Origin of the sequence: Streptomyces sp. NPDC001568 (assembly GCF_042893755.1) — a bacterium.
GTDB lineage: Bacteria > Actinomycetota > Actinomycetes > Streptomycetales > Streptomycetaceae > Streptomyces.
Map to the genome: position 1 here is coordinate 69,259 of NZ_JBIAVF010000025.1, position 23,884 is coordinate 93,142.

The 23,884-nt window shown below is 73.2% G+C and carries 19 protein-coding genes; 10 read left to right on the top strand and 9 right to left on the bottom strand.

All coding sequences use genetic code 11. From position 1 onward, the window contains the following. Window positions 1–4: 4 nt before the first annotated feature. A complete protein-coding gene (locus tag ACFY0I_RS35040) occupies window positions 5–808 on the bottom strand; it encodes an SGNH/GDSL hydrolase family protein (protein WP_388903596.1) in 804 nt (267 codons plus the stop codon). A 205-nt stretch (window positions 809–1,013) separates the two neighbouring features. Between ACFY0I_RS35040 and ACFY0I_RS35045 the strand changes: the two genes are divergently transcribed. Continuing rightward, on the top strand, window positions 1,014–2,111 hold the full coding sequence (locus ACFY0I_RS35045; protein WP_388903443.1) for a DUF5925 domain-containing protein: 1,098 nt from the start codon (window positions 1,014–1,016) through the stop codon (window positions 2,109–2,111). 40 nt (window positions 2,112–2,151) lie between these two features. On the opposite strand, the gene ACFY0I_RS35050 is transcribed toward ACFY0I_RS35045, so the two are convergent. Continuing rightward, the gene (locus ACFY0I_RS35050) at window positions 2,152–2,538 is read right to left on the bottom strand and encodes a GntR family transcriptional regulator (protein WP_388903445.1); all 387 of its coding nucleotides are present in this window, start codon (window positions 2,536–2,538) and stop codon (window positions 2,152–2,154) included. 71 nt (window positions 2,539–2,609) lie between these two features. On the opposite strand from ACFY0I_RS35050, the gene ACFY0I_RS35055 reads away from it, so the two are divergent. From ACFY0I_RS35055 to ACFY0I_RS35075, 5 genes are all read left to right on the top strand, one after another. Next, window positions 2,610–3,551: a GNAT family N-acetyltransferase gene (locus ACFY0I_RS35055; RefSeq protein WP_388903447.1), complete on the top strand. Its 942-nt coding sequence runs from the start codon at window positions 2,610–2,612 to the stop codon at window positions 3,549–3,551. Then, on the top strand, window positions 3,551–4,036 hold the full coding sequence (locus tag ACFY0I_RS35060; protein WP_388903450.1) for a DUF402 domain-containing protein: 486 nt from the start codon (window positions 3,551–3,553) through the stop codon (window positions 4,034–4,036). Before ACFY0I_RS35055 ends, ACFY0I_RS35060 begins: the two co-directional genes overlap by 1 nt. 94 nt (window positions 4,037–4,130) lie before the next feature. Further along, a complete protein-coding gene (locus tag ACFY0I_RS35065) occupies window positions 4,131–5,372 on the top strand; it encodes a serine hydrolase domain-containing protein (RefSeq protein ID WP_388903452.1) in 1,242 nt (413 codons plus the stop codon). Window positions 5,373–5,432: 60 nt separating this feature from the next. Beyond that, window positions 5,433–5,870 (top strand): glutaredoxin domain-containing protein, encoded by a 438-nt coding sequence (locus ACFY0I_RS35070; RefSeq protein WP_388903454.1) that lies wholly within the window; start codon window positions 5,433–5,435, stop codon window positions 5,868–5,870. Between the two features lie 347 nt (window positions 5,871–6,217). Then, entirely contained in the window at window positions 6,218–7,312 is a 1,095-nt protein-coding gene (locus ACFY0I_RS35075; RefSeq protein ID WP_388903456.1) for a lytic polysaccharide monooxygenase, read from the top strand. 95 nt (window positions 7,313–7,407) lie between these two features. Here ACFY0I_RS35075 and ACFY0I_RS35080 read toward each other — a convergent pair whose 3' ends face one another. Then, a complete protein-coding gene (locus ACFY0I_RS35080; RefSeq protein WP_388903458.1) occupies window positions 7,408–8,268 on the bottom strand; it encodes an esterase/lipase family protein in 861 nt (286 codons plus the stop codon). 206 nt (window positions 8,269–8,474) lie between these two features. Between ACFY0I_RS35080 and ACFY0I_RS35085 the strand changes: the two genes are divergently transcribed. Next, window positions 8,475–9,581 (top strand): hypothetical protein, encoded by a 1,107-nt coding sequence (locus tag ACFY0I_RS35085; RefSeq protein ID WP_388903460.1) that lies wholly within the window; start codon window positions 8,475–8,477, stop codon window positions 9,579–9,581. A gap of 1 nt (window position 9,582) precedes the next feature. On the opposite strand, the gene ACFY0I_RS35090 is transcribed toward ACFY0I_RS35085, so the two are convergent. Together ACFY0I_RS35090 and ACFY0I_RS35095 are read right to left on the bottom strand one after the other, a co-directional pair. After that, window positions 9,583–10,584: a hypothetical protein gene (locus ACFY0I_RS35090; RefSeq protein WP_388903461.1), complete on the bottom strand. Its 1,002-nt coding sequence runs from the start codon at window positions 10,582–10,584 to the stop codon at window positions 9,583–9,585. Then, window positions 10,581–14,114 carry a DNA polymerase III subunit alpha gene (locus ACFY0I_RS35095; protein WP_388903463.1) on the bottom strand — a complete coding sequence of 1,178 codons (3,534 nt, stop codon included), beginning with the start codon at window positions 14,112–14,114 and terminating at the stop codon, window positions 10,581–10,583. The genes ACFY0I_RS35090 and ACFY0I_RS35095 overlap by 4 nt, the downstream gene beginning before the upstream one ends. Window positions 14,115–14,272: 158 nt before the next feature. On the opposite strand from ACFY0I_RS35095, the gene ACFY0I_RS35100 reads away from it, so the two are divergent. After that, window positions 14,273–15,391: a DUF3533 domain-containing protein gene (locus ACFY0I_RS35100; protein ID WP_388903465.1), complete on the top strand. Its 1,119-nt coding sequence runs from the start codon at window positions 14,273–14,275 to the stop codon at window positions 15,389–15,391. A 126-nt stretch (window positions 15,392–15,517) separates the two neighbouring features. Here ACFY0I_RS35100 and ACFY0I_RS35105 read toward each other — a convergent pair whose 3' ends face one another. From ACFY0I_RS35105 to ACFY0I_RS35115, 3 genes are all read right to left on the bottom strand, one after another. Continuing rightward, entirely contained in the window at window positions 15,518–15,937 is a 420-nt protein-coding gene (locus ACFY0I_RS35105) for a hypothetical protein (RefSeq protein ID WP_388903467.1), read from the bottom strand. Between the two features lie 68 nt (window positions 15,938–16,005). Then, on the bottom strand, window positions 16,006–17,661 hold the full coding sequence (locus tag ACFY0I_RS35110) for an amidohydrolase (protein WP_388903468.1): 1,656 nt from the start codon (window positions 17,659–17,661) through the stop codon (window positions 16,006–16,008). Window positions 17,662–17,726: 65 nt separating this feature from the next. Then, entirely contained in the window at window positions 17,727–19,115 is a 1,389-nt protein-coding gene (locus tag ACFY0I_RS35115; RefSeq protein WP_388903471.1) for a purine-cytosine permease family protein, read from the bottom strand. Window positions 19,116–19,254: 139 nt separating this feature from the next. On the opposite strand from ACFY0I_RS35115, the gene ACFY0I_RS35120 reads away from it, so the two are divergent. Further along, window positions 19,255–19,875 (top strand): TetR/AcrR family transcriptional regulator, encoded by a 621-nt coding sequence (locus ACFY0I_RS35120; RefSeq protein WP_388903473.1) that lies wholly within the window; start codon window positions 19,255–19,257, stop codon window positions 19,873–19,875. Window positions 19,876–20,051: 176 nt separating this feature from the next. Here ACFY0I_RS35120 and adhE read toward each other — a convergent pair whose 3' ends face one another. After that, window positions 20,052–22,688: a bifunctional acetaldehyde-CoA/alcohol dehydrogenase gene (gene adhE, locus ACFY0I_RS35125; protein WP_388903475.1), complete on the bottom strand. Its 2,637-nt coding sequence runs from the start codon at window positions 22,686–22,688 to the stop codon at window positions 20,052–20,054. Window positions 22,689–23,017: 329 nt separating this feature from the next. Between adhE and ACFY0I_RS35130 the strand changes: the two genes are divergently transcribed. Then, window positions 23,018–23,881: an alpha/beta fold hydrolase gene (locus tag ACFY0I_RS35130; protein ID WP_388903599.1), complete on the top strand. Its 864-nt coding sequence runs from the start codon at window positions 23,018–23,020 to the stop codon at window positions 23,879–23,881. Window positions 23,882–23,884: the final 3 nt, after the last annotated feature.

Below are 23,884 nucleotides of genomic sequence, written 5' to 3' on the forward strand. Positions count from 1 at the left end.
GCGGTCAGGCCTTGGACGTGAAGACGGGCAGGTAGCCGCCGGATTGCCCGGCGGCCGTGGGGTGGTACGACTCGCCGATGTTGAGCCAGTTGAGGCTGTGCAGCCACGCGTTGCCGGAGCAGATCTCGTGGCCCGTGAAGGCGCCGGCGACCGAGGCGTAGGTGAAGCCGTGGTCGGCGGCGCGCTTGGCGATGGCGGCGTTCAGGTGGTCGGCCGCGCCGTTGATGGCGGAGCGTTCGCCCTCGGTGAGGCCGGTGACGCAGTTGCCGTTCAGCTTGTAGAAGCGGGGATAGCCGATGACGACCACTTTGGCGCCGGACGCGCGGCTGCGGATGGAGTTGTAGACCTGGTCGAGCTGACCGGGCAGCGTGGAGTCGACGTACCCCTTGGCCTGGTTGACGCGGTTGACGCAGGTGGACTCCGACTGGAGCACACAGGTCGTCATGACGTCGGAGAATCCGGCGTCGTTGCCGCCGATGGTGATGCTGACGAGGTCGGTGCCGGAGTTGAGCGGGCCGAGCTGGTTGGCGAGGACGTCACCGGTACGGGCGCCCGAGCACGCGGTGAAGGAGAAGGTCTGCGGGGAGTGGGCGGCGGCCCACAGGGCCGGGTAGGCGCGGTTCGTGCGCTTGCAGTTGCCGCTCCCGCTGTCGTAGTTGCCGGCGCCGACGCCGGAGGAGTAGGAGTCGCCGAGGGCGACGTATCCGAAATCGGCCTGGGCGGCGGACGCCTGGCCCGCGCCGAACAGGGCGGCGCCCGCGGCGAGGACCAGGGAGGAGGCGAGTGCTGCGAAGCGCGACATTCTCATGCTCATGTGTGCGGCTCCTTGTGGGGGTTACTCCTGAGTCCGTGGTACAAGCAGCCGGGGCATTCTGTAAGTGTTCATGCCAAGAATGTTCGGGGTGGGAACGCGCCGGAATCTTCACCCCCGATGCGTTTGAAGAGGGAATTCGGGCACCCGATCCGGCGAAACACAGGTGCAGGAGGCCAGTTCGTGCCGGATCATGGGCGCCATGCCAGCAGACCCGCATGACGTGCTGCCGATCCGGCTCAATGTCGACGACAGCGATTCGCCGTCGGACGTCGTCGACGCGCTGTTCCTGGGCCGCTTCGCGTCCGGCGAACAGCCCTATTCGCAGAGCGTGTCGATCGAACGGGTGAAGGCGGAGGCGACCCTGCTGCCACCGCGGGCGACCGTCCTGCGCTCGGCGCGCGACACCGACCGCAGCGCCACCCTCGCCGAGGGCGAGGGCTGGACGCTGCTGGTCTCCCGCTGGAGCCGGGGCGCCGACGTGACCGTGACGGCGGTCAGCGACGAGGTGGCGGAGCGGATCCTCGGCGAAGCCACGGACGGGGCGCAGGACGAGCCGGAACCGCAGCCGGAGAACGTCACGATGGGCTTCTGGTACGTCTCCCCGCGCCGCGGTCCGTACCGCACGACCCGGCAGATCTCCGCGGGCACCTGGGACGAGGTCCGACCCAACTACACGGCTCCGGTGGCCGGCGCGATGGACCGGCTGATGAAGGTCACCCCGGACGACATCGCCGGACGACTGCTCCTGCTGCACGGGCCGCCCGGCACCGGCAAGACCTCGGCGCTGCGCACGCTGGCCCGGTCCTGGCGGGACTGGTGCCAGGTGGACTGCGTCCTGGACCCCGAGCGGCTGTTCAACGACGTCGGCTACCTCATGGACATCGCGATCGGCGAGGACGAGGGCACGGCGAAGGGCCGCTGGCGGTTGCTGCTGCTGGAGGACTGCGACGAGCTGATCCGCGGCGAGGCCCGGCACACCGCCGGCCAGGCGCTGTCACGGCTGCTGAACCTGACGGACGGTCTGCTCGGCCAGGGCCGCAACGTCCTGGTCGGCGTCACCACCAACGAGGACCTGGAGCGGCTCCACCCGGCGGTGGTCCGGCCGGGCCGCTGCCTGGCCCGCATCGAGGTCGGCCGGCTGACCCACGGGGAGGCGGTGGAGTGGCTCGGCACGGACGAGGGCGTGTCCCGCGAGGGCGCCACCCTGGCCGAGCTCTTCGCCCTGCGGCGCGGCACGGGCCCGGCAGCCGTCCTGCCGGCGCAGTCCCACGACAGGGAAGCGGGCCTCTACCTCTGACGCCTGTGGCGTCCGGGAGGGCCCTGACCGGCCGGCCGCGCTACTGCCCGTACCGGGCCCGCAGGGCCTCCGTGGCCGCCTCCAGGGCCTGCTCCCGGGTCAGGCCCAGCCGGTGGGCACGCTCCGCGTAGGCCTGCGCGGCTCCGGCCGCCTCGCGGGCCGCGCCCTCCCCGGCCGCCGCGACGAAGGTTCCGTTGCGGCCCCGCGTCTCGATGACCCCGTCGGCCTCCAGGGCCCGGTACGCCTTCGCGACGGTGTTGGCGGCCAGGCCCAGTTCCTCCGCCAACCCCCGCACGGTGGGCAGCTTGAAGCCGGCCGGCAGCTTCCCGGACCGGGCCCGGTCGGCGATCTGCGCGCGCAGCTGCTCGTAGGGGGCGGGCGAGCCCGCCGCGCCGTCAAGGGTGATCTTCAGGTTCGTCGGGGTCACCCGGCCGATTCTCCCCCATCGCCGGGTAATTCGGAGGCGGCCCCCACCCCCGCGCCCGTAGCGTCGGTCCCATGATCCCCACGATCCGCGACCTCCGTACGGGCGACGTCGCCGACGCCGAGTCCGTCGTCCGGGTGCGGCGCTCCGCGCTCCCCTTCATGATCACCACGGCGGCGGGAGTGGCCCACGAGCTCACCTCCGCGCATCCCGACAGCCACCACCGCGTCCTGCTCGCCGAGACCCCGGACGGCCTGCCCGTCGGCACCGTCGCGGTGGGCGTCGCACACCGGGGAACCGAGCCCGGGCAGGCGTACTTCAACGCGTACGTCGACCCCGCGCACCGCGGCCTGGGCACCGGCGGCCTGCTCGTACGGGCGGCCGAGGAGCACTTGGCCGCGCTGGACGTGGTGGACACGTACGCCTGGGTGCTGGACGAGCCGGAGCACCGGGCGTTCGCGGAGCGGCGCGGGTACCGACCGAGCCGTTCGGCCCACTTCCTGCGCCTGGACCTGACGGCCGGCACCCTGCCGCCGCTTCCCGCGGAACGGCCCGCCGGGGTGGAGCTGCGCCCGGGCAGCGCCTTCGACGCGGATCCGCGTCCGCTGTACCGGGCCGACGCCGAGGCGACGGCCGACGAGCCGGGTGACGTACCGGTCGGGTTGGACGACTACGAGGACTGGCTGGACGACGTCTGGCTGAACCCGGCCCTCGACCACGAACTGACCACGGTCGTCCTCGTCGACGGGGTCGTGGCGGCCTTCTCCGCGGCGCACACCGACGGCGCCACCCGGTACGGCTCGGCGATGACCGGCACCCTGCGCGCGTTCCGCGGCCGGGGCCTGGCCAAGCTCGCCAAGACCGACTCGCTGCACCGGGCCCGCGCCGCGGGCTACCGGGAGGCGTTCACCGGCAACGACGCCGGGAACCAGCCGATGCTCGCCATCAACAGGTGGTTCGGGTACGAGATCTGCGCGTCCGAGACGCGCTGGACGAAGAGGACGGGAACCGCGTGATGACCACTCCCCGATGGACGGTCACCCTGACCAAGGCGGGCCGCACCAAGATCCGTTATCCGGCGACGGAGGTGGCCGACGACGGCGACCGGATCTCCGTACGCGCCCCGTGGGCGGCCGAGGGCGTCAAGGACTTCGGCTTCGTGCGCTTCGAACCCGGTGACGTGTTCGTCGAGCACTTCTGGCGCACGCGCTGGTACGCGGTGAAGGAGGTGTGGACCGGCGAGGGCGTGCTGAAGGGGTGGTACTGCGACATCACGCGCCCGGCGGTGGTCCGCGAGGGCGAGATCCTGGTCGAGGACCTGGACCTCGACCTGTGGGTGTCCGCGGACGGGGCATCGGTGCTGCGGCTCGACGAGGACGAGTTCGAGGCGAGCGGCCTGCGCACGAGCGACCCCGAGGCGGCCGCCCGGGCGGTCCGCGCCCTGGACGCGCTGGAGGACCGGGCCAGGACCCCCGAGGGCCTCGCCCCGCTGCTCCCCTAGGCGACCCGGGCCCCGTACGGCCCACCGCGCGATCGGGATGGGGCGGGCCTACGCTGGGGTGGTTCGCAGGGTTCCCGGACGACCGGAGACTGCCGTGACGCCAGCCCACATCCGGCTCCGCCGGGCCTGCGCGACCGCCGCCGCGGCGGGTCTGTTCGCCGCCCCGGCGCTCGCGGGCCCCGCGTACGGGGCCGCGTCCCCGGCGCGCTCCTCCGCCTCCGCCTCCTCCGCCGCCCCTTCACCGGCCGCCGACACCGAGTTCCCGCAGCTCACACCTGCCGTCGCGGCGCGGCTGGACACCGCCCTGCGCCAGGTCATGCGCGAGACGGGGGTGCCGGGCGCGATCGTGGGGCTGTGGGCGCCCGGCAAGGGGAGCTACGTCAGGACCTTCGGCGTGGCGGACAAGGCGACCGGCGCCCCCATGACGACCGGGCTGCACGTCCGCATCGGCAGTGAGACGAAGACGTTCACGGTCACCGCCCTGCTCCGTCAGGTCGACCGGGGCACGGTCCGCCTGGACGACCCGATCGGCACGTACGTCGAGGGCGTGCCGAACGGGGACCGCATCACCCTGCGCGAACTCGCGGGGATGCGCAGCGGGCTCTTCAACTACAGCCTGGACCCGGACTTCATCAAGCGGCTCGAATCCGCACCGGAACAGCCCATGACGCCTCGGCAGTTGCTCGACTACTCGTTCAAGCACCCCGCGCAGTTCGCGCCGGGCGCGCGGTTCGACTACTCGAACACCAACCTGATCCTCCTCGGCCTGGTGCTGGAGAAGGTGACGGGCCGGCCCCTGCACGAGGTCATCGAGCGGGAAGTCATCGAACCGGCCGGGCTGCGCAGCACGGTCTTCCCCACGGGCGCGGCGCTGCCGGTCCCGTACGCGCACGGCTACACCGACCAGACGCCCTCGGGCAGGACCGTGGACGCGACCGACTGGAACCCCTCCTGGGCGTGGGCCGCCGGCGCGATGGCATCCGATCTGAACGACCTGCGCAGTTGGGCCCGCACCGTCGCCACCGGCACCCTCCTGAAGCCCGCGACGCAGGCCGAACGCTTGCGGACCACGCCGATGAACATCCCGGGCGACGGCTACGGCCTGGGCATCTTCAACATCCAGGGTTGGATCGGCCACAACGGCTCGATCCCCGGGTACGAGGTCCTCCCCGTCCACCTGCCCGAGGCGGGGGCCACCATGGTCATCCTCCTCAACACGGACAACCTCCACCAGGGCCAGGAACCCAGCACCCTCTTCGGCGAGGCCGTGACGAGCATCGTCACCCCCGCCCACGTCTACCCGGGCCACAAACCCGTGGCCCCGCAGAGCCGCTGACGTGCCGCGCGGTCGGACACGCGTAGGAGCGTGTCGAACCCCTCGGTAGTCTGCGTCGTCATGACGCGCACGTGGATCCTGCCGATGCTGCTCGCGCTCTGCGGCGCACTCGTTTCGACCGGACTGCTCCTCGGCGGGAGCCCCGGTGAAGCGGTGGCGTTCCTGCTGGTGTTCGTGCTGCTCGCGGGCGTGAACTCGCCCCTGGTCTTCCCGAGGTCAACGGGTGCGCTGGAGGCGCGGCGCCGCAGCGCGGTCGATGGTCGACCGGTCGTCTTCTGGCGGCCGGGCTGCGCGTACTGCATACGACTGCGCATCCGGCTGGGCCGCGACGCCCGCCGGCTGCACTGGGTCAACATCTGGCGGGACCCGGCAGCGGCGGAAGCGGTGAGGGCGGCCAACAACGGCAACGAGACCGTGCCGACCGTCGTCGTGGCGGGCCGGCCACACACCAACCCCGATCCCGAGTGGGTGCGCGAACAGGTCTCCCCTTCCGCCTGATCGAGCAGTGGGCACGCGAACCTCGGGGCATGGCGGGGAGCCGGTCCGGGAGCAACCACCGGCGGCACGGAACGGATCCACCTGGACCTACACGGGCACTCGGGAGCCGGATCCCGAGGCACGGGAGGGCGCGAAACCCCCGCTACCTGAGCCCCCGCTTACCCCTTCCTTAAGTGGAGCCTAAGGATCAGCTTTCGGGGGCTCGGGGAGGGGGAACGGCTGGTTCGGCGGGCTAGCTTGGCGGGGCCAGGGAGGGCCGGGGACGGCGCCGGGTCCCGATTCGGGGGCGGCGCCGCGCAGTCCGGGCCCACTGGCGCACCCTGCCCCGTGCCCGAAGGAGTTCCCCCATGCCCGTACGCCGCACCGCCACCCGGATCGCCGCCGTCGGTCTCGCCCCGCTCGCGGTGGCCGCGTACGCCACCGTGCCCGCGGCCGCCCACGGCTCGATGACGGACCCGGTCAGCCGGGTGGCGGCGTGCTACGCGGAGGGGCCGGAGTCCCCGAAGTCGGCTGCGTGCAAGGCGGCCGTCGCGGCGAGCGGGGCGCAGGCGTTCTACGACTGGAACGCGGTGAACATCGCGAACGCGGCCGGGCAGAGCAAGTCCCTGATCCCCGACGGGCAGCTGTGCTCGGCGGGCAACCCCAAGTACAAGGGCCTGGACCTGCCCCGCGCCGACTGGCCGGCCGGCCCGATGACGGCGGGCGCGCACACCTTCCGCTACAAGGGCACCGCCCCGCACAAGGGATCCTTCGAGCTGTACGTGACGAAGGACGGTTACGACCCGACGAAGCCGCTGAAGTGGTCCGACCTGGAGGCGGCGCCGTTCGCGAAGGTCACCGACCCGGGGATGCAGAACGGCGACTACGTGTTCAGCGGGACGGTCCCGAAGAAGACCGGCCGCCACCTCGTCTACAGCGTCTGGCAGCGCTCGGACAGCCCGGAAGCCTTCTACAGCTGCTCGGACGTGGTCTTCGGCAAGGACAACGGCGGTTCCGCCGGCGGCGGTACGACGACGCCCGCCCCCGGTGGCAAGCCGAGCGCCTCCGCGAGCGCGCCGACCGGTACGAAGCCGAGCGCCAAGCCGGGCACGGGCACCTCCGCCCCGGCCACGGACGGCTCCGGCACGCCCGCCACCGGCGGGGAGGCCCCGAAGCCGCAGGCTCCGACGGACCAGCAGATCGCCGACGGCGCGGACAAGTCCTCCGTGGAGCACAACGGTCACGGGGACGACGACCCGAAGACGAACGCTCACGCCGGCGGCCCCGCGCCGCTCGCGTCCTCCACGCCGGTCGCCGTCAAGGGCGACAACCTCGCGGAGACCGGCGGCAGCAGCACGACCCCGACGATCGCGATCGCCGGCGCGGGCGCGCTGGCCGCCGGGGCGGCCGTGCTGTTCGGGCTGGCCCGCCGTCGGGCCGGCGCGGGCCGTCACGGCCGCTGACACCGAACCCGGGTCGGGGCCGAGGGCCCCGACCCGGGTGTCACGATCCACGGCGCCGCCCCAACGGCGCCCTCCCGCCGCGGGCCACCTGCGCGTCAGTCGAAGACCGACGCGCAGGTGGTCCGTTCGGCGTTGGCCGGGTCGAGGGCGTTGAGCGCCTCGTGCCAGGTGAGCCGGTCGGTCAGGGCGATGGTGACGTGCTCGGAGAAGTCCAGGGCGCACAGGTCCTGGAGCACGACGTTGCGGACGTTCGGTCCGTCGAGGAACTGGCTCCGGTACGGGGTGACGACCTGGTCGTACCGGGTGGAGATCACGGTGTACTTCACCCCGGGGACGGTGTCCCCGCCCGCGTTGAGCCGGGTCAGGAAGGCGGATCCGGCGATCTGGTCGGCGAGGCCCGGGGTCGCGGTGCTGATCAGGTCCTCGGCGCCGGGGAAGTACGGGAGGAGTTGGGTGAGGCCGAGGAGGGTCGTGCCGTGGTTGTCGGGGGCGATGCCGACGAGCGCGTTGACCTTGGCGGCGCCGCCGAGGAACTTCAGGTAGTGGCGCGGCATCATGCCGCCCTGGGAGTGGCCGACGATGTCGGTCCTGGCGGCTCCGGTGGCGGCGAGGACCTTGTCGACGAAGACGTCGAGCTGGCCGGCCGACTTGTCGATGGGGCCGAGGCCGTGGAAGAAGGGGACTCCGGGGAGCTGCCCGTAGTCCAGGGAGTAGACGCAGTACCCGCGGTGGACGAGGTACGGCGCGAACCCGAGCCAGTTGTCGACGGAGTTGCCGAGGGTGCCGTGGACGAGGACGACGGGGCGGGGGTGCGCGGCGGACGGTTTGCAGGACCAGTTGTTCCAGCCGCTGCTGGGTGCGTTCGCCGCCTGCGCCGCGCCGGTGGGGGCGACGAGGGCGGCGGCGGTGAGGGTGAGGACGGCCAGCGGGCGGAGCAGGCGTCTCCAGGGCAGCATCGTGTGATCTCCTTGCGGGTCAAGGGGAATGCGTGGGGGTTCGTCCCGTGATCCGGATCACAAGGTGGGGCTGCTGCCGCTAAATTACGGGTGAGTAGCAAGACAGGGAAGTTACGCGTCGGTAAAAACTCGCGTGTCGAGTCCTTCTCCAGTACCGCTCGGGAACAATGGACGCCCCCGAACCCCAGGTTGAGGTGAGCACGGCCATGCAGAGGGCCCCCGGCGCCGGTACCGCACTCGCCGCTCCCCCGGCCCTGGCGGCCGATCCGCTCGTCGCGGCCGTCACGGAGACCGCCGTGCGCGTCCTGCGGCCCGAGGCGGAGCGGACGGCCGAGGCGGGGGTGCCCGTCAGGCACCTGGAGGCGCTGACCGCCTGCGGTGCGTACGGGCTGATCGGATACGAACCGGCGCCGGGGAGCGGTCTTACGCCGCGTCAGGTGGGCCGGGAGGTGCACGAGGTGCTGGCGGCGGTGGATCCGTCGACGTGGTTCGTGTGGACCCAGCACGTTCCCTTGGCCAAGGCGCTGCTCGCGGCCGCCGGCCCGGTGGGCGCCGCGCTGCGCGAGGAATGGCTGCCCGCGCTGGCCGGTGGCACGCGGCGGGCCACGGCCGGCTTCGCCTTCCTGCGCCACCCGCGCCCGCCGGTCACCGCCGAGCGGGCGCCGGGCGGGTGGCGGTTGTCCGGCCGGGCCCCGTGGGTGACCGGGTGGGAGCTGGCCGACTCCCTGTTCGTCGGGGCGGTCACCGCCTCCGACGAGGTGCTCCTCGCGCTGGTCGACCGCGTACCGGACGGGGGCATGACCGCCGTCGCGGGGGCCCCGCTGTGGGCGATGGGGGGTACGCACACGGCGTCCGTGGAGCTGCGCGACGTCCACGTGCCCGACGCCCGGGTGCTGGGCCTGGAGCCGAGGGCCGACTGGATCCGGGCGTACGACATGGAGAACGCCGATGCCCAGCCCGCGATCTTCGGCCAGTTGCGGGCCACGGCCGACTTCCTGCTCGCGTCGCCCCCGTACGAGGACCTCGGCGCGCGGGTCGCCCGCCGGACGGCCGGGCTGCGGGCCCGGGCGTACGCGCTGCGGGACGAACTCGCGCCGGGCGAGGGGACGGCGGAGCGCCTCACCCTGCGGGCGGCCTCGTTGGACCTGGCCGTGCGGGCCGCCGCGACCTGCGTGGCCGTGGCGGGCGGCCGCGCGATCCAGTACGGGCACACCGCCGGCCGGCTCTCCCGCGAGGCCCAGTTCCACCTGATCCAGGCCCAGACCACGTCCCTGCGTACGGAAACGGCCCGGCTGATGCTCGAAGACCTGTGAGTCAGGCCGCGACCGCCCCGGGGGCGTGACCCGCCAGGAAGGTGGAGGCCGGCCTGACCGTGCCCGGTCCGAAGCGGGCGTTGGCCCGGTCGACGGCGGCTTCGACGGTGAGGCGGGATTCGCGGACGGGGTCGAGGGAGAGCTGCCGGGTGACGCCGGCCGCGCCGGTGAGGTCCTCGGCGCGCAGCGTCATACCGGTCAGTCGGGCCCGTTGGAGTCCCGCCGCCCGCATCAGGCGGTACGCGAGGGTGCGCAGGTCCTCGTCGTGGGCGGAGGCTTCGGTGAGCCGCCGGGACCTCTCCCAGCGGGTGCCGTCCGCGAAGTGGAGGGTCAGGACCAGGGAGCGGGCGGCCTGCCGGCGTTCGCGCAGGCCGGCGCCGAGCCGGACCACGAGGGCGAGCAGCGCGGCCCGGGCGTGGGGGCCGTCGAGTTCCTGGCGGGTGAAGCGGGTGCGCACGACGGCGGTGGCGGGCAGGTCCCGCGGGGTGACGGGGCGGGGGTCGATGCCGCGGGCGCGTTCGGCCGCGGTGCGACCGGCCCGTTTGCCGAGGATCCGTTCCAGGACTCCGGACGGGACCCGGGTGAGCGCCCCGACGGTGTGCAGCCCGTACCCGCGCAGCGCTTCGGCCTGCCGGGCCCCGAGTCCGTGCAGCGCTTCCACGGGCAGGGGTGCGAGGAACGCGGCGACCTCGCCCTCGGGCACGGCGAGGACGCCGCCGGGTCCGGGGATCCGCGCGGAGGCCGTGGCGGCGACGGCCCAGGTGGTGGAGACGCCGATGCGCACGTCGGTGCCGAGCCGGGCCACGGCGCGCAGTCGCACGACCTCGGCGATGCGGGTGGCGTCGGCGGCGAAGTACCGCTGGGCACCGCGCGCCTGGACGAGGGCGGCGCGCGGCGGCAGGGCCTGGACGAGCGGGGAGAACTCGCGGAGCAGGTCCAGGACCTCGCGGTAGCCCCGCTCGGGGAGCCCCGGGGCGCAGCGGACGTGCAGGATCGCGGTCATCCGGCGCTCCCGGGGCTGGAGTGCCACAACTTGCGCCCGGTCGCGGCGCCTTCGCCGGGCGGCCGGAGGTCGGCCCACGGGTTCATCTCGTAGCCGGTCGGCAGGTGGATGCGGCGACCGGAGTCGCCGGGGCCCTGGGTCAGGGGTTCGGCGAGCCGGGCGGTGACGGCTTCCAGGCCGCTGCTGCCGCGCAGTTCGGCGAGGGCGGCGAGGTCCCAGGCGGCGGCGCCGACCACGCTGAGGCTCTGCGGTCCGCGCCGCTGCACGACTCCTCGTACGAGGAGCAGGAAGGAGTGGAAGACGGTGTGCGCGCAGGCTTCCTGGCTGTCGTCGAAGAAGGCGAGGTCGACCAGGCCGGTGCCGTCGTCGAGGGTGGTGAAGATGACGCGGCGGCCGGAGCGGATCGGCGGGGTCTGGGTGGCGGCCTTGGCGCCCGCGACCAGGACGGTCCGGCCGTGGTCGGTGTCCCGGAGGCGGCGGGCCGGGGTGACGCCGAGTTCGGTGAGGAAGGCGTGGTGGTCGCCCATGAGGTGGCGTGAGACGTCCATGCCGAGGATGCCGAGTTCCGCGCTGAGCCGTTCGGCGTCGCCGAGATCGGGCAGGCCGACGCGGGCGGTGGACCTGCCCCCTTCCAGCGGGAGTTGGGTGCTCCCGGCGCTTGTGGTGCCCGCCGCGCCCGAGGCGCGTTGCGCGCCGTGCAGTTCCGTCAAGTGCAGCATCAGATCACGGCGGTTCGCGCCGAAGCAGTCCAAGGCGCCGACCTGGGCGAGGCGTTCGGCGACCGGGCGGCCGGGGCGGGCGCGGTCCCAGAAGTCGCGCAGGGAGGCGTAGGGGCGGCCGGCCTCGATGCGCCCGACCTCGGCCTCACTGATGCCGTGGACGTCGGAGAGGGCCAGCCGGATTCCCCACCGGTCCGGCCGACCGGACACCAGTTCGATTCGATGGGCGGCCGCCGACCGGTTCACGTCGAGCGGGAGCACGGGCACTCCCCTGCGCCGGGCGTCGGCCAGCAGCAGCCGCTTGGGGTACATGCCGGGGTCATGGGTCAGCAGTCCGGCGTAGAAGGCCGCCGGGTGGTGGGTCTTGAGCCAGGCCGACTGGTAGGTGGGCACGGCGAAGGCCACCGCGTGCGCCTTGCAGAAGCCGTAGCTGCCGAAGGCCTCGACGATCTCCCAGGTGCGGGCGATCACCTCGGGCGAGTAGCCGCGCCCGCCGGCCGCCGCCGCGAACCAGACCTTGATCCGCGCCTGCGAGCCGGGGTCGGACAGTCCGCGCCGGACGCGGTCCGCCTCGTCGCGACCGCACCCCGTCATGACGTGCACGATCTCGATGATCTGCTCGTGGAAGACGACCACCCCGTACGTCTCCCGCAGCGCGTCGGCGAGGTCCGGGTGGGGGAAGCGGACGGGGGCCCGCCCGTGCCGGGCCTCGATGAAGGGCCGCACCATGTCGGCGGCGACCGGACCCGGCCGGAACAGCGAGATGTCGACCACGAGGTCGTGGAACGTGGCGGGCTGGAGCCGCCCCACCAGGTCGCGCTGCCCCGGGGACTCGATCTGGAAGCAGCCCAGCGTCTCGGCGGAGCGGATCAGCTCGTACGTCGCCGGGTCGCCCGGCGGCAGCTGCGCCGGGTCGTCCAGGTCGAGTTCCCGCCCGGTCTCCCGGCGCAGTTCCGCGACCGCGTGCGCCATCGCGGACTGCATGCGGACGCCCAGCACGTCGAGTTTGAGCAGCCCGAGGTCCTCCACGTCCTCCTTGTCGAACTGGGACATGGGGAAGCCCTCCCCGCTGGTCGGGACGACGGGGGTGCGGGCGAGCAGCGAGGCGTCCGAGAGGAGCACCCCGCACGGGTGCATGGCGCTGCCGCGCGGCAGCGCGTCCAGCGCCTCGACGAGGTCCCAGAGCCGACCGTACGACTCCCCCCGCACGGAGCGCAGTTCGGGCAGTTCCTCCAGTGCGGCGCGGGCGTCGCGGGCCCGGATGTGCGGGAAGGCCTTGGCGAGCCGGTCGACGGCGGCCGGGTCCATGGACAGGGCGGCGCCGACGTCGCGGATGGCGTGCCGGACCCGGTAGGTCTCGGGCATGGAGACGGTGGCGACGCGTTCGGTGCCGAAGCGGGCGATGATCCGGCGGTAGACCTCCAGCCGGCGGGCGGACTCCACGTCGATGTCGATGTCGGGCAGGACGCGGCGGCGCTTGGAGAGGAAGCGTTCCATCAGCAGGCCGTGCTCGACGGGGTCGGCGTGCGCGATGCCGATGAGGTGGTTGACCAGGGAACCGGCGCCGGAGCCGCGGGCGGCCACCCGGATGCCCATGTCGCGTACGTCGTCCACGACCCGGGCGACCGTCAGGAAGTACGAGGCGTAGCCGTGGTGGGCGATGACGTCGAGTTCCTCGTGCATCCGGTCCCAGTACGCGCGGTCGCCGGCGTGGCCGCGCAGCACCATGCCGGCCGCGGCGCGGGAGGCGAGGACCCGCTGGGCGGTGCGGTGGGCGGCGCCGACGAGGCGGGCCTCGGGGAAGTGCACGGAGCCGATGCCGAGGTCCTCCTCGGGGTCGACGGAGCAGGCCTCGGCGGTCTCCCGGGTACGGGCGAGCAGGCGTCGGGCGTCGGCGGGGCGCAACCCGGCGGCTTCGGCGATCCGGTCGGCGGCCTCGGCCATGGCGGCGGGGGCCTTGAGCCAGCGTTCGCCGCTGTCGAGGGGGCCGCGGGGGTCGACGGGGACGAGCCGGCGGGCCGCGTCGAGGACGTCGGCGACCGGACCCTGGCCGGGGTCGGCGTACCGGACGGCGTTGGTCAGCACGGCCGGGACGCCCTGCTGTTCGGCGAAGCCGACCGTACGGGCGGCCAGCCGCAGCGAGCCGGAGCCGGTACCGGTGCGGCCGTGGTGGACGGCCTCCAGGCGCAGGGAGTCCCCGTAGACCTCCCGCCAGGGCGCGAGCAGCCGGGCGGCGCGGTCGGGCCGGCCCGCGGCGAGGGCCCGGCCGACTTCGGAGCCGGGACCGAGCAGGACGAACACCCCGTCGCCGCGCAGGGCCTCCCGGGGCAGCAGCGGCGCCCGGGTGCGGGGGCGGACGCCGGCGTCGGCCCCGGGGCCGGTCGCGCCCGGATCGGCGGCGGCGCCCGCCGCGTGCGCGGCGGTGACCATCCGACACAGCTCGGCCCAGCCGGTGGCTCCGTCCCGGGCGAGGAAGACGGCGCGCGCGGCGGACTCGTCCACGAAGGCCCCGCCCTTGACCGGGGCGCGCCGCCGGTACGGGGCACCGCCCGGCGCGGACGCCGCGTCCCCCGAAGGGCCGCCCGCGTCCACCGCCGGAGCCACCGCCAGGTCCACTCCGAACAGGGGCCGGATGCCGGCTCCCGCGGCGGCCTTCAGGAACCGCACCGCGCCCGCGAGGGTGTCGCGGTCGGTCAGGGCGAGGGCGTCCATGCCCCGCTCGACGGCGCGTTCCGCCAGTCGTTCCGGGTGGGAGGCTCCGTAGCGCGTGGAGAACCCCGAAACGGTGTGCAGATGCGTAAAACCGGGCACCCGCGGCCTCCTGCTTCCTTCGATGCCCCCCGGCTCCTTCGGTCTGTCCCCGCTCTCCACCATAGAGCAATTCGAATATTCGTGCGAAACACTTGTTCGGTCATCCGTTCGGTCCTCCCCTGCTGCGCCGCGCCCCCGACACGCCGAGCGTGGGAGGCATGACCCAGCCCTCCCGGAGCACCGACCCGGGTCCGCCCGGCAGCTTCCTCGCCGAGATCAAGGACGCCGTGACCGTCCGGGCCGCCCTGCTGGTCCTGGGCGTACTGGCCCTTCAGCTGGCCTTCATCACCTCCTACATCGGGGCCTTCCACCACCCGAAGCCCAGCGGGATCCCGCTCGCCGTGGCCGCCCCCTCCGGCCCGCTCGCCCAACGGACCGCGCAACAGCTCGACGGGCTGCCCGGCAAGCCGCTCGACACCCGGGTGGCGACGAACGAGGTGGACGCCGTCCGGCTGATCCAGAACCGCGACGTGGACGGGGCCCTGGTCGTCGACCCGGAGGGCACCACCGACCGGCTGCTCGTCGCGGGCGGCGCCGGAGCCTCCCTCTCCCAGGCCATCGAGGAGGTCGTCGGCCTCGCCGAGAAGAGCCAGGGACGTACCGTCCGGGTCACCGACGTGGCCCCGTCCGCCGCGGGTGACGGACGCGGCCTGAGCTCCTTCTACCTCGTCGTCGGCTGGTGCGTCGGCGGGTACCTGTGCGCCGCGATCCTCGCGATCAGCGCCGGGGCCCGGCCCGCCAACTCCGCCCGCGCCGTCATCCGGCTCGGCGCGCTGCTCGCGTACGCGATCGTCGCCGGACTGCTCGGCGCGGTCATCGCGGGCCCCGTCCTGGGCGCGCTGCCCGGCTCCCTGATGGCCCTGTGGGGCCTCGGCGCCCTGGTCGTCTTCGCGGTCGGCGCGATCACCCTGGCCCTCCAGGGGCTGGCGGGCGTCGTCGGCATCGGCCTGGCGATCCTGCTGGTCGTCGTGTTCGGCAACCCGAGCGCGGGCGGCGCCTACCCGTACCCGCTGCTCCCGCCGTTCTGGAGCGCCATCGGTCCGGCCCTGCCACCGGGCGCGGGCACCTACGCCGCGCGTTCCATCGCCTACTTCAAGGGCAACGGCGCGGGCGGGCCGATGCTGGTGCTGGCGGCCTGGGCGGTGGTCGGTTCGGTGGTCACGATCGCCTGCGCGGCCTTCCGCAAGGGCAGGCCGGGAGCCGCCGTGGGCAGCGGGCTCGACGACGACTCCCCCGCCGTCGCCCGGTTCGCCGACGACCCAGCCCCGGGGCGGTGAACACCCCGGTGATCCGGAACCGGACCACCGGCCGGACCACCGGCCGGAGCGGCCTGTCGGCCGCGCCCGGGGCGACGTACGCGCCCGAAGACACCCCGGGACGTGATCCGTGCCCGGCAGCCCCGGTCAGCGGAAGTCGGCCGGGTCCGGGATCCGCAGGATGCGGGCGGCGCGGGCGACTTCGGCGTCGTACACCTGGAAGTCGACGCGCAGGCCGTCGGGGGCCCGGTACTCCAGCACGTGCATGCCCGGACGCAGGCCGGTGCGGACCGCTGCCCGGCCGCCGCAGGGCAGTACGACGGCCCTGCGCAGCGGGGCCTTGAAGACCGCGCCCGCGCCGTCCGCGCCGGGGCCGAGCTTCCCGTAACCGAAGACCCGTCGCCGGACGCCCTGTCGCCACCGAGCCCGGCAGGGGATCGGCACGGTCGCGCCGTCGGCGGCGGACGCCGTCCGTGCCTCGGCCCGGCGGGCCACCGTCCTGCGCGCCAGCCACCCCGCCGGCGCCACGAGCAGCACGATCAGCGCCGCCTCGATCAATGTTTCCATCGTCCCCACCCCCGAAGAGCGCTGCCGCGACGGCAGCGCTCCACCCTACGAAGGGTCCGCGGCGGGCGTCAGGCGATCCGGTGGACCACTTCGCCCGCCACCACCACCGTCTCGGCGACCGTGCCGGGGATGCGCTCCGGGGCGATGGCGAGGATGTCGCGGGACAGCACGACGAAGTCGGCGGCCTTGCCCACGGTCAGCGAACCGCGGTCGGCCTCCAGGAAGTTGGCGTGGGCGGAGCCCATCGTGTAGCCGTACACGGCGGTCCGTACGTCCACCGTCTCGGCCGGCTGCCACGGGTCCCCGCCGTTCAGCGGGCGGCGGGTGACCGCCGTGTAGATGCCGACCATGGGGTCCATCTCGGCCACGTTCCAGTCGCTGGAGAACGCCAGCACGGCGCCCGCCTCGTGCAGGCTGCGCATCGGCCAGGCCTTGTGCCAGCGGTCCTCGCCGACGTTCTCCGCCCAGTCCTGGCCGGGACCCGCGATCTCCGGGGCGCAGTGCCGGGGCTGCATGCAGGCGACCACGCCCAGCTCCGCGAAGCGGGGCACGTCCTCCGGGTCCAGGCACTCCACGTGCACGACCTGGTGGCGGGCGTCGCGCGGGCCGTTGACGGCGCGGGCGTGCTCCACCGCGTCGAGGACGGTGCGGATGCCCCGGTCGCCGGTGGCGTGGACGAAGCACTGGAAGCCCCGCGCGTCCAGCCCGGCCAGCAGCTCCGCGAACTCCTCGGCCGGGTAGAAGGTCTCGCCCCGGTGCTTGCCGCAGCCGGTGTACGGCTCCAGCAGGGCGGCCGTACGGGGCTCCACCACGTCGTCGATGTACAGCTTGAGCGGGCCCACCCGCAGCCGGTCCCCGGCGTACCTGCGGGCGGCGGCGGCGAAGGCGTCGAGTTCCGCCTCCGTGGTGCCGCGCGGGTGGAACAGCGCGGCGACGATCCGCGAGCGCAGCCGACCCTCGGCGCGGGCCCGCTCGTACAGTTCCAGGTCGTCGAGGGAGTTCTGCGGTTCCACGACCGTGGTGATGCCGAAGCCGATGGCGTCGTCGAGGCTCTTGGCGAGGCGCCCGTACTGCCGGTCGGGCGAGGCCCACGGCACGCCGAGGTCGCGCAGCGCGCGGTGGCCGTCCAGGGAGAGCCCCTTGATCGCGAAGTCCTTGACGAAGCCGGTGGGCTCGCCGGTCGCCGGGTCCACCGCGGCGGTGCCGAAGGGCAGGTCCGTTTGTTCGCGGGTGACGCCCAGGCGGCGCATCGCGGCGGTGTTCAGCCAGGCCGTGTGCACGTCGTACGAGAGGACGATCGCGGGGGTGTCGCCGGTGACCGGGTCGAGGTCGGCGGCGCAGGGCATCCGGCCGCCGGGGATGGCCGAGTAGTCGAAGGCCTCGGCCTCGATCCAGGGGGCGTCCGGGTGGGCCTCGTGCCAGGTCCCGATGCGGTCGAGGATCGCCTCCAGGGTCCGTACTCCGGCCAGCTGGACGCAGGCGTCGTCGGAACCGAGCCGGACGTGGTTGTGGGCGTCGATGAAGCCGGGCAGGACCAGCTTCCCGCCGGCGTCGATCCGCTCGGTGTCCGGGCCGGCCCAGGCCCCGGCCCCGGTGTCGGGGCCCACCCAGACGATCCGGCCGTCGTGCACGGCGAGGGCCTCCGCCTCGGGCAGCTCCGCGTCCACGGTGTGGATGCGGGCTCCGGTGAGCAGCAGGTCGGCGGGGAAGGGCTGCTGTGCCATGGGGTGGTGCTCCTGTGCAGAGGGGTGGGACGGGGAGGGGTGGGACGGGGAGGGGGGAGGCGGCGTCAGGCGACCGGGGCGTACGAGGGCACGCGCCGGGCCAGGGCCCAGTAGGTGAGCCCGGAGACGACCGCGCCCAGCAGGGTGAGGTCGGCGCCGCCGAGGGGGGCCACCAGCGGCCCGGTCCACAGGGCGGAGTCGCAGGTCAGGGCGGAGAAGGTGAGGCCGGCGAGGAGGGCGGCGAGGCCGGCCGGATGGTAGCCGGAGCGGTACCAGTAGGCGCCTTCGCTGCCGGAGTGCAGCGCCTCGGCGTCGTAGTGGCAGCGGCGCAGCAGCATGTCGGCGAGGAAGACCCCGCCCCAGGGCGCGAACACGATGATCAGCAGGGAGAGGAAGGAGAGCAGGGAGGTGGTGAAGTCGGTGAGGAAGAGGGCGGCCAGGGAGCCCGCGGCGGTGACGGCGGCGCTGATGACGATGGCGCGGGCGCGGCTCCAGGGAATGCCGAGGACCTGGAGGTTCAGGCTGGAGGAGTAGAGCGTGATGATCGAGTTGGTGACGGAGCCACCGAGCACGAGGGCCAGGAACAGGGGCTGGAACCAGCCGGGCAGCAGGCTCTCGGCCCCGGCGACGGCGTCGGTCATGTCGGTCTGCGTGGCCGCGGCGACGCCCGCGACGCCGAGGGCCACGGAGGAGACGAAGCCGCCCAGCGCGCCCATCCAGGTGATCGACTTCAGCGAGGTCGTCCGCGGCAGGTAGCGGGTGTAGTCGGCGGGCATCGGCAGGTACGAGAACGGTCCCGCGAGCATGACGACGAAGGCGAGGCTCCACCCGGACAGGCCGGGGGCCGCGGCCGGCGCGGAGGTGTCGGCGCCGGGCAGCACGAAGAGCAGCAGGACGCCGAATCCGGCGGCCAGGACGTAGGCCATCCACCGCTCGGCGAACTGCACGGTGGCGTGCCCCCACATGGCGACGGCGAAGGTCAGCGCGAGGGTGACCGTGAGCGCCAGGGCGCGGACCGCGGTGCCGCCGCCGAGGCCGACCTCGGCGAGGAAGACCTCCAGGGCGAGCGTCCCGACCACGGTGTTGACGATGGTGTAGCCGATGCTCACCACCCAGTTCAGGACGCCGGCCGGGAAGTTCCCGCGGACCCCGAAGGCCGCGCGGGAGATGACCAGGGTGGCGGTGCCGGTGCGGATGCCGCTGAGGCCGGCGGCGCTGATCGCGAAGAAGGACAGGCCGCTGATCACGACCACGGCGGTGGCCTGCCAGAAGGACAGGCCGAAGGCCACGGCGAGGGCGCCGTTGATCACGTAGGTGAAGGTGAGGTTGGAGCCGAACCAGAGCCAGAAGAGGTCCTTCGCGCTGCCGTGCCGCTCGGCGTCGGGGATGGGGTCGATCCCGTGGGTCTCGACCCGGAACACCTCGTCGACGTCGGCGCTCTCCTGCTGTCTCATGGCGTGCCCCTGACTCGGCTATGAACCTTGAATGACGTTCTAAGTTCTTGAATGGCATTCAAGATGCGTGCTGGACGGCGGCCCCGTCAAGACCCTGTCCGGGATAAGGTCGGGCCAGGAAGATCGGAAAGGCGGACCGGTGGCTGGAGCGGCACGGCGGCGCGACGGGCGGATCGCCCAGGAGCGGATGCTGGAAGAGGCCATGGCGGCGATCGCCGAGGACGGCCTGGCCGCGCTCACCATGTCCGCGCTCGCCGAGCGGCTCGGCACCAGCGGCGGCCACATCCTGTACTACTTCGGCAGCAAGGACCGGCTCCTGCTGGAGGCCCTGCGCTGGAGCGAGGCCCAACTCGGCTCAGAGCGCACGGAACTGATGGGCCGTCGGGTCACTGTCCAGCGCAAGCTCACCCTCTTCGTGGAGCTGTACCTACCGCTCGGACCGCGCGACCCCCGCTGGACTCTGTGGATCGAGCTGTGGGCCCGTACCGCTTCGAACGAGCCGCTCAAGGCCGCCCAGGAGGAGATCGACGAGGGCTGGCAGCGGGACCTGGAGGCACTGCTGACCAAGGGCGTGGAGCAGGGCCGGTTCGCCCCGCTGGACGTACCCGCCCGGGCCTCGGAGCTGCTCGCCCTGCTGGACGGGCTGAGCACCCGCGTGGTGCTGGGCCAGCGCGGCGCCGACCGGGCCACCGCCCTGGAACGGGCCCGCTCGGCGACGGCCCTGCTGATCCCGACCCCGCTCAGGGTCCCGCCGGCGTAGAGCGCACAGCCCCGCCACCGCACCACCCCACACACGCACCGCACCGTCCCCACCCGCACCACACCATCCCCACCCGCCCCGCCCCGCACCGTTCCGGCGGGCTCCCCCGGCACGCCGAAGGGCCCGCCCGGGTCCTGCCGGCCCGGGCGGGCCCCTGCGTGGTGCGGCGGTGCGGGCTACTCCCGCTCGCCGGCGGCCTCACCGGCCGGGGTGCCCTCGGCGTTGCCGTAGTAGGCCTGCCGCATGAGCCGCTTCATGTCGTCGATCATCGGCATCCGCGGGTTGGCGGGGGCGCACTGGTCGGCGTAGGCGTTCACGGCCTGGACCGGGAGGGCTTCGACGAAGGCCTGCTCGTCCACGCCCTCCTCGGCGAAGGAGGCGGGGATCCCGCACTTGGCGCGCAGCTCCTCGACGGCCCGGGCGTAGGACTCGACGCCCTCGGCCGGGGTCGCGGCCGGCAGTCCGAGCATCCCGGCGATCTCCTGGAACCGCTCCGGAGCCCGGTAGACCTCGGCCTTCGGCCACGGGGTGGCCTTGTGCGAGACGGTGCCGTTGTGCCGGATCACGTGCGGCAGCAGGATCGCGTTGCTGCGGCCGTGGGCGACCTTGAAGGTGTTGCCCAGGGTGTGGGCCATGGCGTGCACCAGACCGAGGAAGGCGTTGGCGAAGGCCATGCCCGCGATCGTCGAGGCGTTGTGCATCTTCTCGCGGGCCTCGGGGTCGTTCGGTCCGTCGACCACGCACCGCTGGAGGTTCTCGAAGATCAGCTTGATGGCCTGGAGGCAGAGGCCGTCGGTGTAGTCGTTGGAGTACGCGGACACGTACGCCTCGGTGGCGTGGGTCAGGGCGTCGAAGCCGGAGTCCGCGGTCACCGTGGGCGGCAGCCCCATGGGCAGGACCGGGTCGACGATGGCGACGTTCGGGGTCAGCGCGTAGTCGGCGAGCGGGTACTTCTGGGCCGCGGCCGGGTCGGAGATGACCGCGAAGGGAGTGACCTCGGAACCGGTGCCGGAGGTGGTCGGGATGGCGACCATCCTCGCCTTCTCGCCGAGCGAGGGGAACGTGTAGGCGCGCTTGCGGACGTCGAAGAACTTCTCCTTGGTGTCCGCGAACTCGACCTCGGGGCGCTCGTACATCAGCCACATGATCTTCGCGGCGTCCATCGGCGATCCGCCGCCGAGGCCGATGATCGTGTCGGGCCGGAAGTCGCGCATCATCGCCGCGCCGGCCCGGACGGTGGCGAGCTCCGGGTTCGGTTCGACGGTGTCGATGACCTGGATGGCGACGGAGCCCTCGCGGGCGCCCAGGATGTCGGTGACCTTCCGCACGAAACCGAGGTCGACCATGTTCTTGTCCGTGACGATCGAGACCCGGCCGATGCCCTCCATCTCGCCGAGGTAGCGGATGGAGTTGCGCTCGAAGTAGATCTTCGGCGGGACCTTGAACCACTGCATGTTGTTGTTGCGCCGTCCGATCCGCTTGACGTTGATCAGGTTCACCGCGGTGACGTTGTTGGACACCGAGTTGTGGCCGTAGGAACCGCAGCCGAGGGTGAGCGAGGGAAGGAAGGCGTTGTAGACGTCGCCGATGCCGCCGAAGGTGGAGGGCGAGTTGGCGATGACGCGGACCGCCTTGACCTTGCGGCCGAACTCCTCGACGAGGGCCTCGTCCTCGGCGTGGATGGCGGCGCTGTGCCCCAGCCCGTGGAACTCGACCATCGCGGCGGCCAGTTCGAGTCCGTGGTCGGTGTCGGAGGCCTTGAGGGCGGCCAGCACCGGGGAGAGCTTCTCGCGGGTCAGCGGCTCACTCTCGCCGACCTCGTCGCATTCGGCGAGCAGGATCGAGGTTCCCTCGGGGACGTTGAAGCCCGCCTGCTCGGCGATCCACAGCGGGGACTTGCCGACGACCGCCGGGTTGAGCTTGGCGCCCGAGCAGTCGGCCGCGTGGGCCGTGGTGCCGAAGACGAACTGCTCCAGCTTGGTCTTCTCGGCGGCGCTCACCACGTGGGCGCCGAGCCGCTTGAACTCCGCGAGGCCCTGCTCGTAGATCTCCGCGTCCAGGATGACGGCCTGCTCGGAGGCGCAGATCATGCCGTGGTCGAAGGCCTTGGAGAGCACGATGTCGTGGACCGCCCGGCCCAGCTTGGCGCTCTTGTGGACGTACGCGGGGACGTTGCCCGCGCCGACGCCCAGGGCCGGCTTCCCGCAGGAGTAGGCGGCCTTGACCATGGCGTTGCCGCCGGTGGCCAGGATGGTGGAGACGCCCGGGTGGTTCATCAGGGCGGCGGTGGCCTCCATCGACGGGGCGGTGACCCACTGGACGCAGTTCTCCGGGGCGCCGGCGGCGATCGCGGCGTCGCGCACGACGCGGGCGGCCTCGGCGGAGCAGTTCTGCGCGGAGGGGTGGAAGGCGAAGATGATCGGGTTGCGGGTCTTCAGGGCGATCAGCGCCTTGAAGAGGGTGGTCGAGGTCGGGTTGGTGACCGGGGTCATCGCGCAGACGACGCCGACGGGTTCGGCGATCTCGGTGATGCCGTTCAGCTCGTCGCGGCGGATGACGCCCGCGGTCTTCAGCCCGCGCATCGAGTTGACCACGTGCTCGCAGGCGAACAGGTTCTTGACCGCCTTGTCCTCGAAGAGGCCCCGCCCGGTCTCCTCGACGGCGAGCTCGGCGAGGTCGCCGTGCCGGCCCAGCGCCGCGAGGGAGGCCTTCTTGACGATGTGGTCGACCTGCTCCTGGTTGAACGACTCGAACCGGCCGAGCGCCGCGAGCGCCCCCTGGACCAGCCCGTCCACCATCTCGTTGGCCCGCATGGCAGGACTCCTTCATTTCGACCTTTTCCTGATGTCTCCATTCGACACCCGAAAGCGGAAGCGGCGGCGCCGAAAAAGCCCTGACCAGGGGGGACGAAGGGCCGTTCACGCCCGTTCACTCCCCGTCGCGCACGCCCCTGACCTGCTGGAACAGTGGAGGACCAAAGACCCCTGCGCGCTTGTGAAAACTTTCACAAGAATTTCCCGGAGAGTGCGCCCTATCGCGTTCCCCGACGGAAGAGCACAATCAGCCTGACCGACAGCCCGCACCCATGTGAGGGAGGGAGCGCGTGCGCCAAGAGGTGCGCACCGCCGACGGACGCGTCCTGATGACGGAACGCTGGGGCGACCCGGACGGCAAGCCCGTCTTCCTGCTCCACGGCACCCCCGGCAGCCGCCTGGGCCCCGCCCCCCGGGGCATGGTCCTCTACCAGCGGCGGACGCAGCTCATCGCCTACGACCGACCCGGCTACGGCGGCTCCGACCGCCACCGGGGCCGCACCGTCGCCGACGTGGCCGAGGACGTCGCCGCCATCGCAGACGCCCTCGGCCTGGACACCTTCACGGTGGCCGGTCGCTCGGGCGGCGCCCCCGGCGCCCTGGCCTGCGCCGCACTCCTGCCCGACCGGGTCACCCGCACCGCCGCCCTGGTCCCCCTCGCCCCGCGGGACGCGCAGGACCTGGACTGGTTCGCGGGGATGGCCGCCTCGAACGTACGGGAGTACACCACCGCCTCCGACGACCCCGAGGAGCTGGCCGCCCGGCTGATCCCGCGCGCCGACGGCATCCGCCGGGACCCCGGGCGGCTGCTGGACGAACTGCGCCGGGAACTGACCGACAACGACCGCATGATCGTCTCGGACGCGGGGCTGCGCGCGATGCTGCTGCGCAACTACCGCGAGGGGCTGCGCACCTCCGCCTGGGGCTGGATCGACGACGCCCTGGCCTTCAGCGCCCCCTGGGGGTTCGACCCCGCCGACATCCGCTGCCCGGTGCTCCTGTGGCACGGGGAACTCGACGTCTTCTCCCCCGTGGGCCACTCCCGCTGGCTGGCCCGGCGCATTCCCGGGGCCACCACCAGCATCGACCCGGCCGCCGCCCACTTCGCGGCGCTGCGCGCGCTGCCCGACGTACTGACCTGGCTCCTGCGCGACCTGCCCGCGCCCCCGCTCGACACCCGCCAACCCGCCTGAGCC

Bases quoted from the DNA above. Each gene is read 5' to 3' on its own strand.
- adhE (WP_388903475.1), bottom strand. From the start codon at position 22,688: ATGCGGGCCAACGAGATGGTGGACGGGCTGGTCCAGGGGGCGCTCGCG.
- ACFY0I_RS35070 (WP_388903454.1), top strand. From the start codon at position 5,433: ATGACGCGCACGTGGATCCTGCCGATGCTGCTCGCGCTCTGCGGCGCA.
- ACFY0I_RS35090 (WP_388903461.1), bottom strand. From the start codon at position 10,584: ATGACCGCGATCCTGCACGTCCGCTGCGCCCCGGGGCTCCCCGAGCGG.
- ACFY0I_RS35110 (WP_388903468.1), bottom strand. From the start codon at position 17,661: ATGGCACAGCAGCCCTTCCCCGCCGACCTGCTGCTCACCGGAGCCCGC.
- ACFY0I_RS35130 (WP_388903599.1), top strand. From the start codon at position 23,018: ATGACGGAACGCTGGGGCGACCCGGACGGCAAGCCCGTCTTCCTGCTC.
- ACFY0I_RS35060 (WP_388903450.1), top strand. From the start codon at position 3,551: ATGACCACTCCCCGATGGACGGTCACCCTGACCAAGGCGGGCCGCACC.
- ACFY0I_RS35085 (WP_388903460.1), top strand. From the start codon at position 8,475: ATGCAGAGGGCCCCCGGCGCCGGTACCGCACTCGCCGCTCCCCCGGCC.
- ACFY0I_RS35100 (WP_388903465.1), top strand. From the start codon at position 14,273: ATGACCCAGCCCTCCCGGAGCACCGACCCGGGTCCGCCCGGCAGCTTC.
- ACFY0I_RS35045 (WP_388903443.1), top strand. From the start codon at position 1,014: ATGCCAGCAGACCCGCATGACGTGCTGCCGATCCGGCTCAATGTCGAC.
- ACFY0I_RS35080 (WP_388903458.1), bottom strand. From the start codon at position 8,268: ATGCTGCCCTGGAGACGCCTGCTCCGCCCGCTGGCCGTCCTCACCCTC.
- ACFY0I_RS35115 (WP_388903471.1), bottom strand. From the start codon at position 19,115: ATGAGACAGCAGGAGAGCGCCGACGTCGACGAGGTGTTCCGGGTCGAG.
- ACFY0I_RS35040 (WP_388903596.1), bottom strand. From the start codon at position 808: ATGAGAATGTCGCGCTTCGCAGCACTCGCCTCCTCCCTGGTCCTCGCC.
- ACFY0I_RS35055 (WP_388903447.1), top strand. From the start codon at position 2,610: ATGATCCCCACGATCCGCGACCTCCGTACGGGCGACGTCGCCGACGCC.
- ACFY0I_RS35105 (WP_388903467.1), bottom strand. From the start codon at position 15,937: ATGGAAACATTGATCGAGGCGGCGCTGATCGTGCTGCTCGTGGCGCCG.
- ACFY0I_RS35075 (WP_388903456.1), top strand. From the start codon at position 6,218: ATGCCCGTACGCCGCACCGCCACCCGGATCGCCGCCGTCGGTCTCGCC.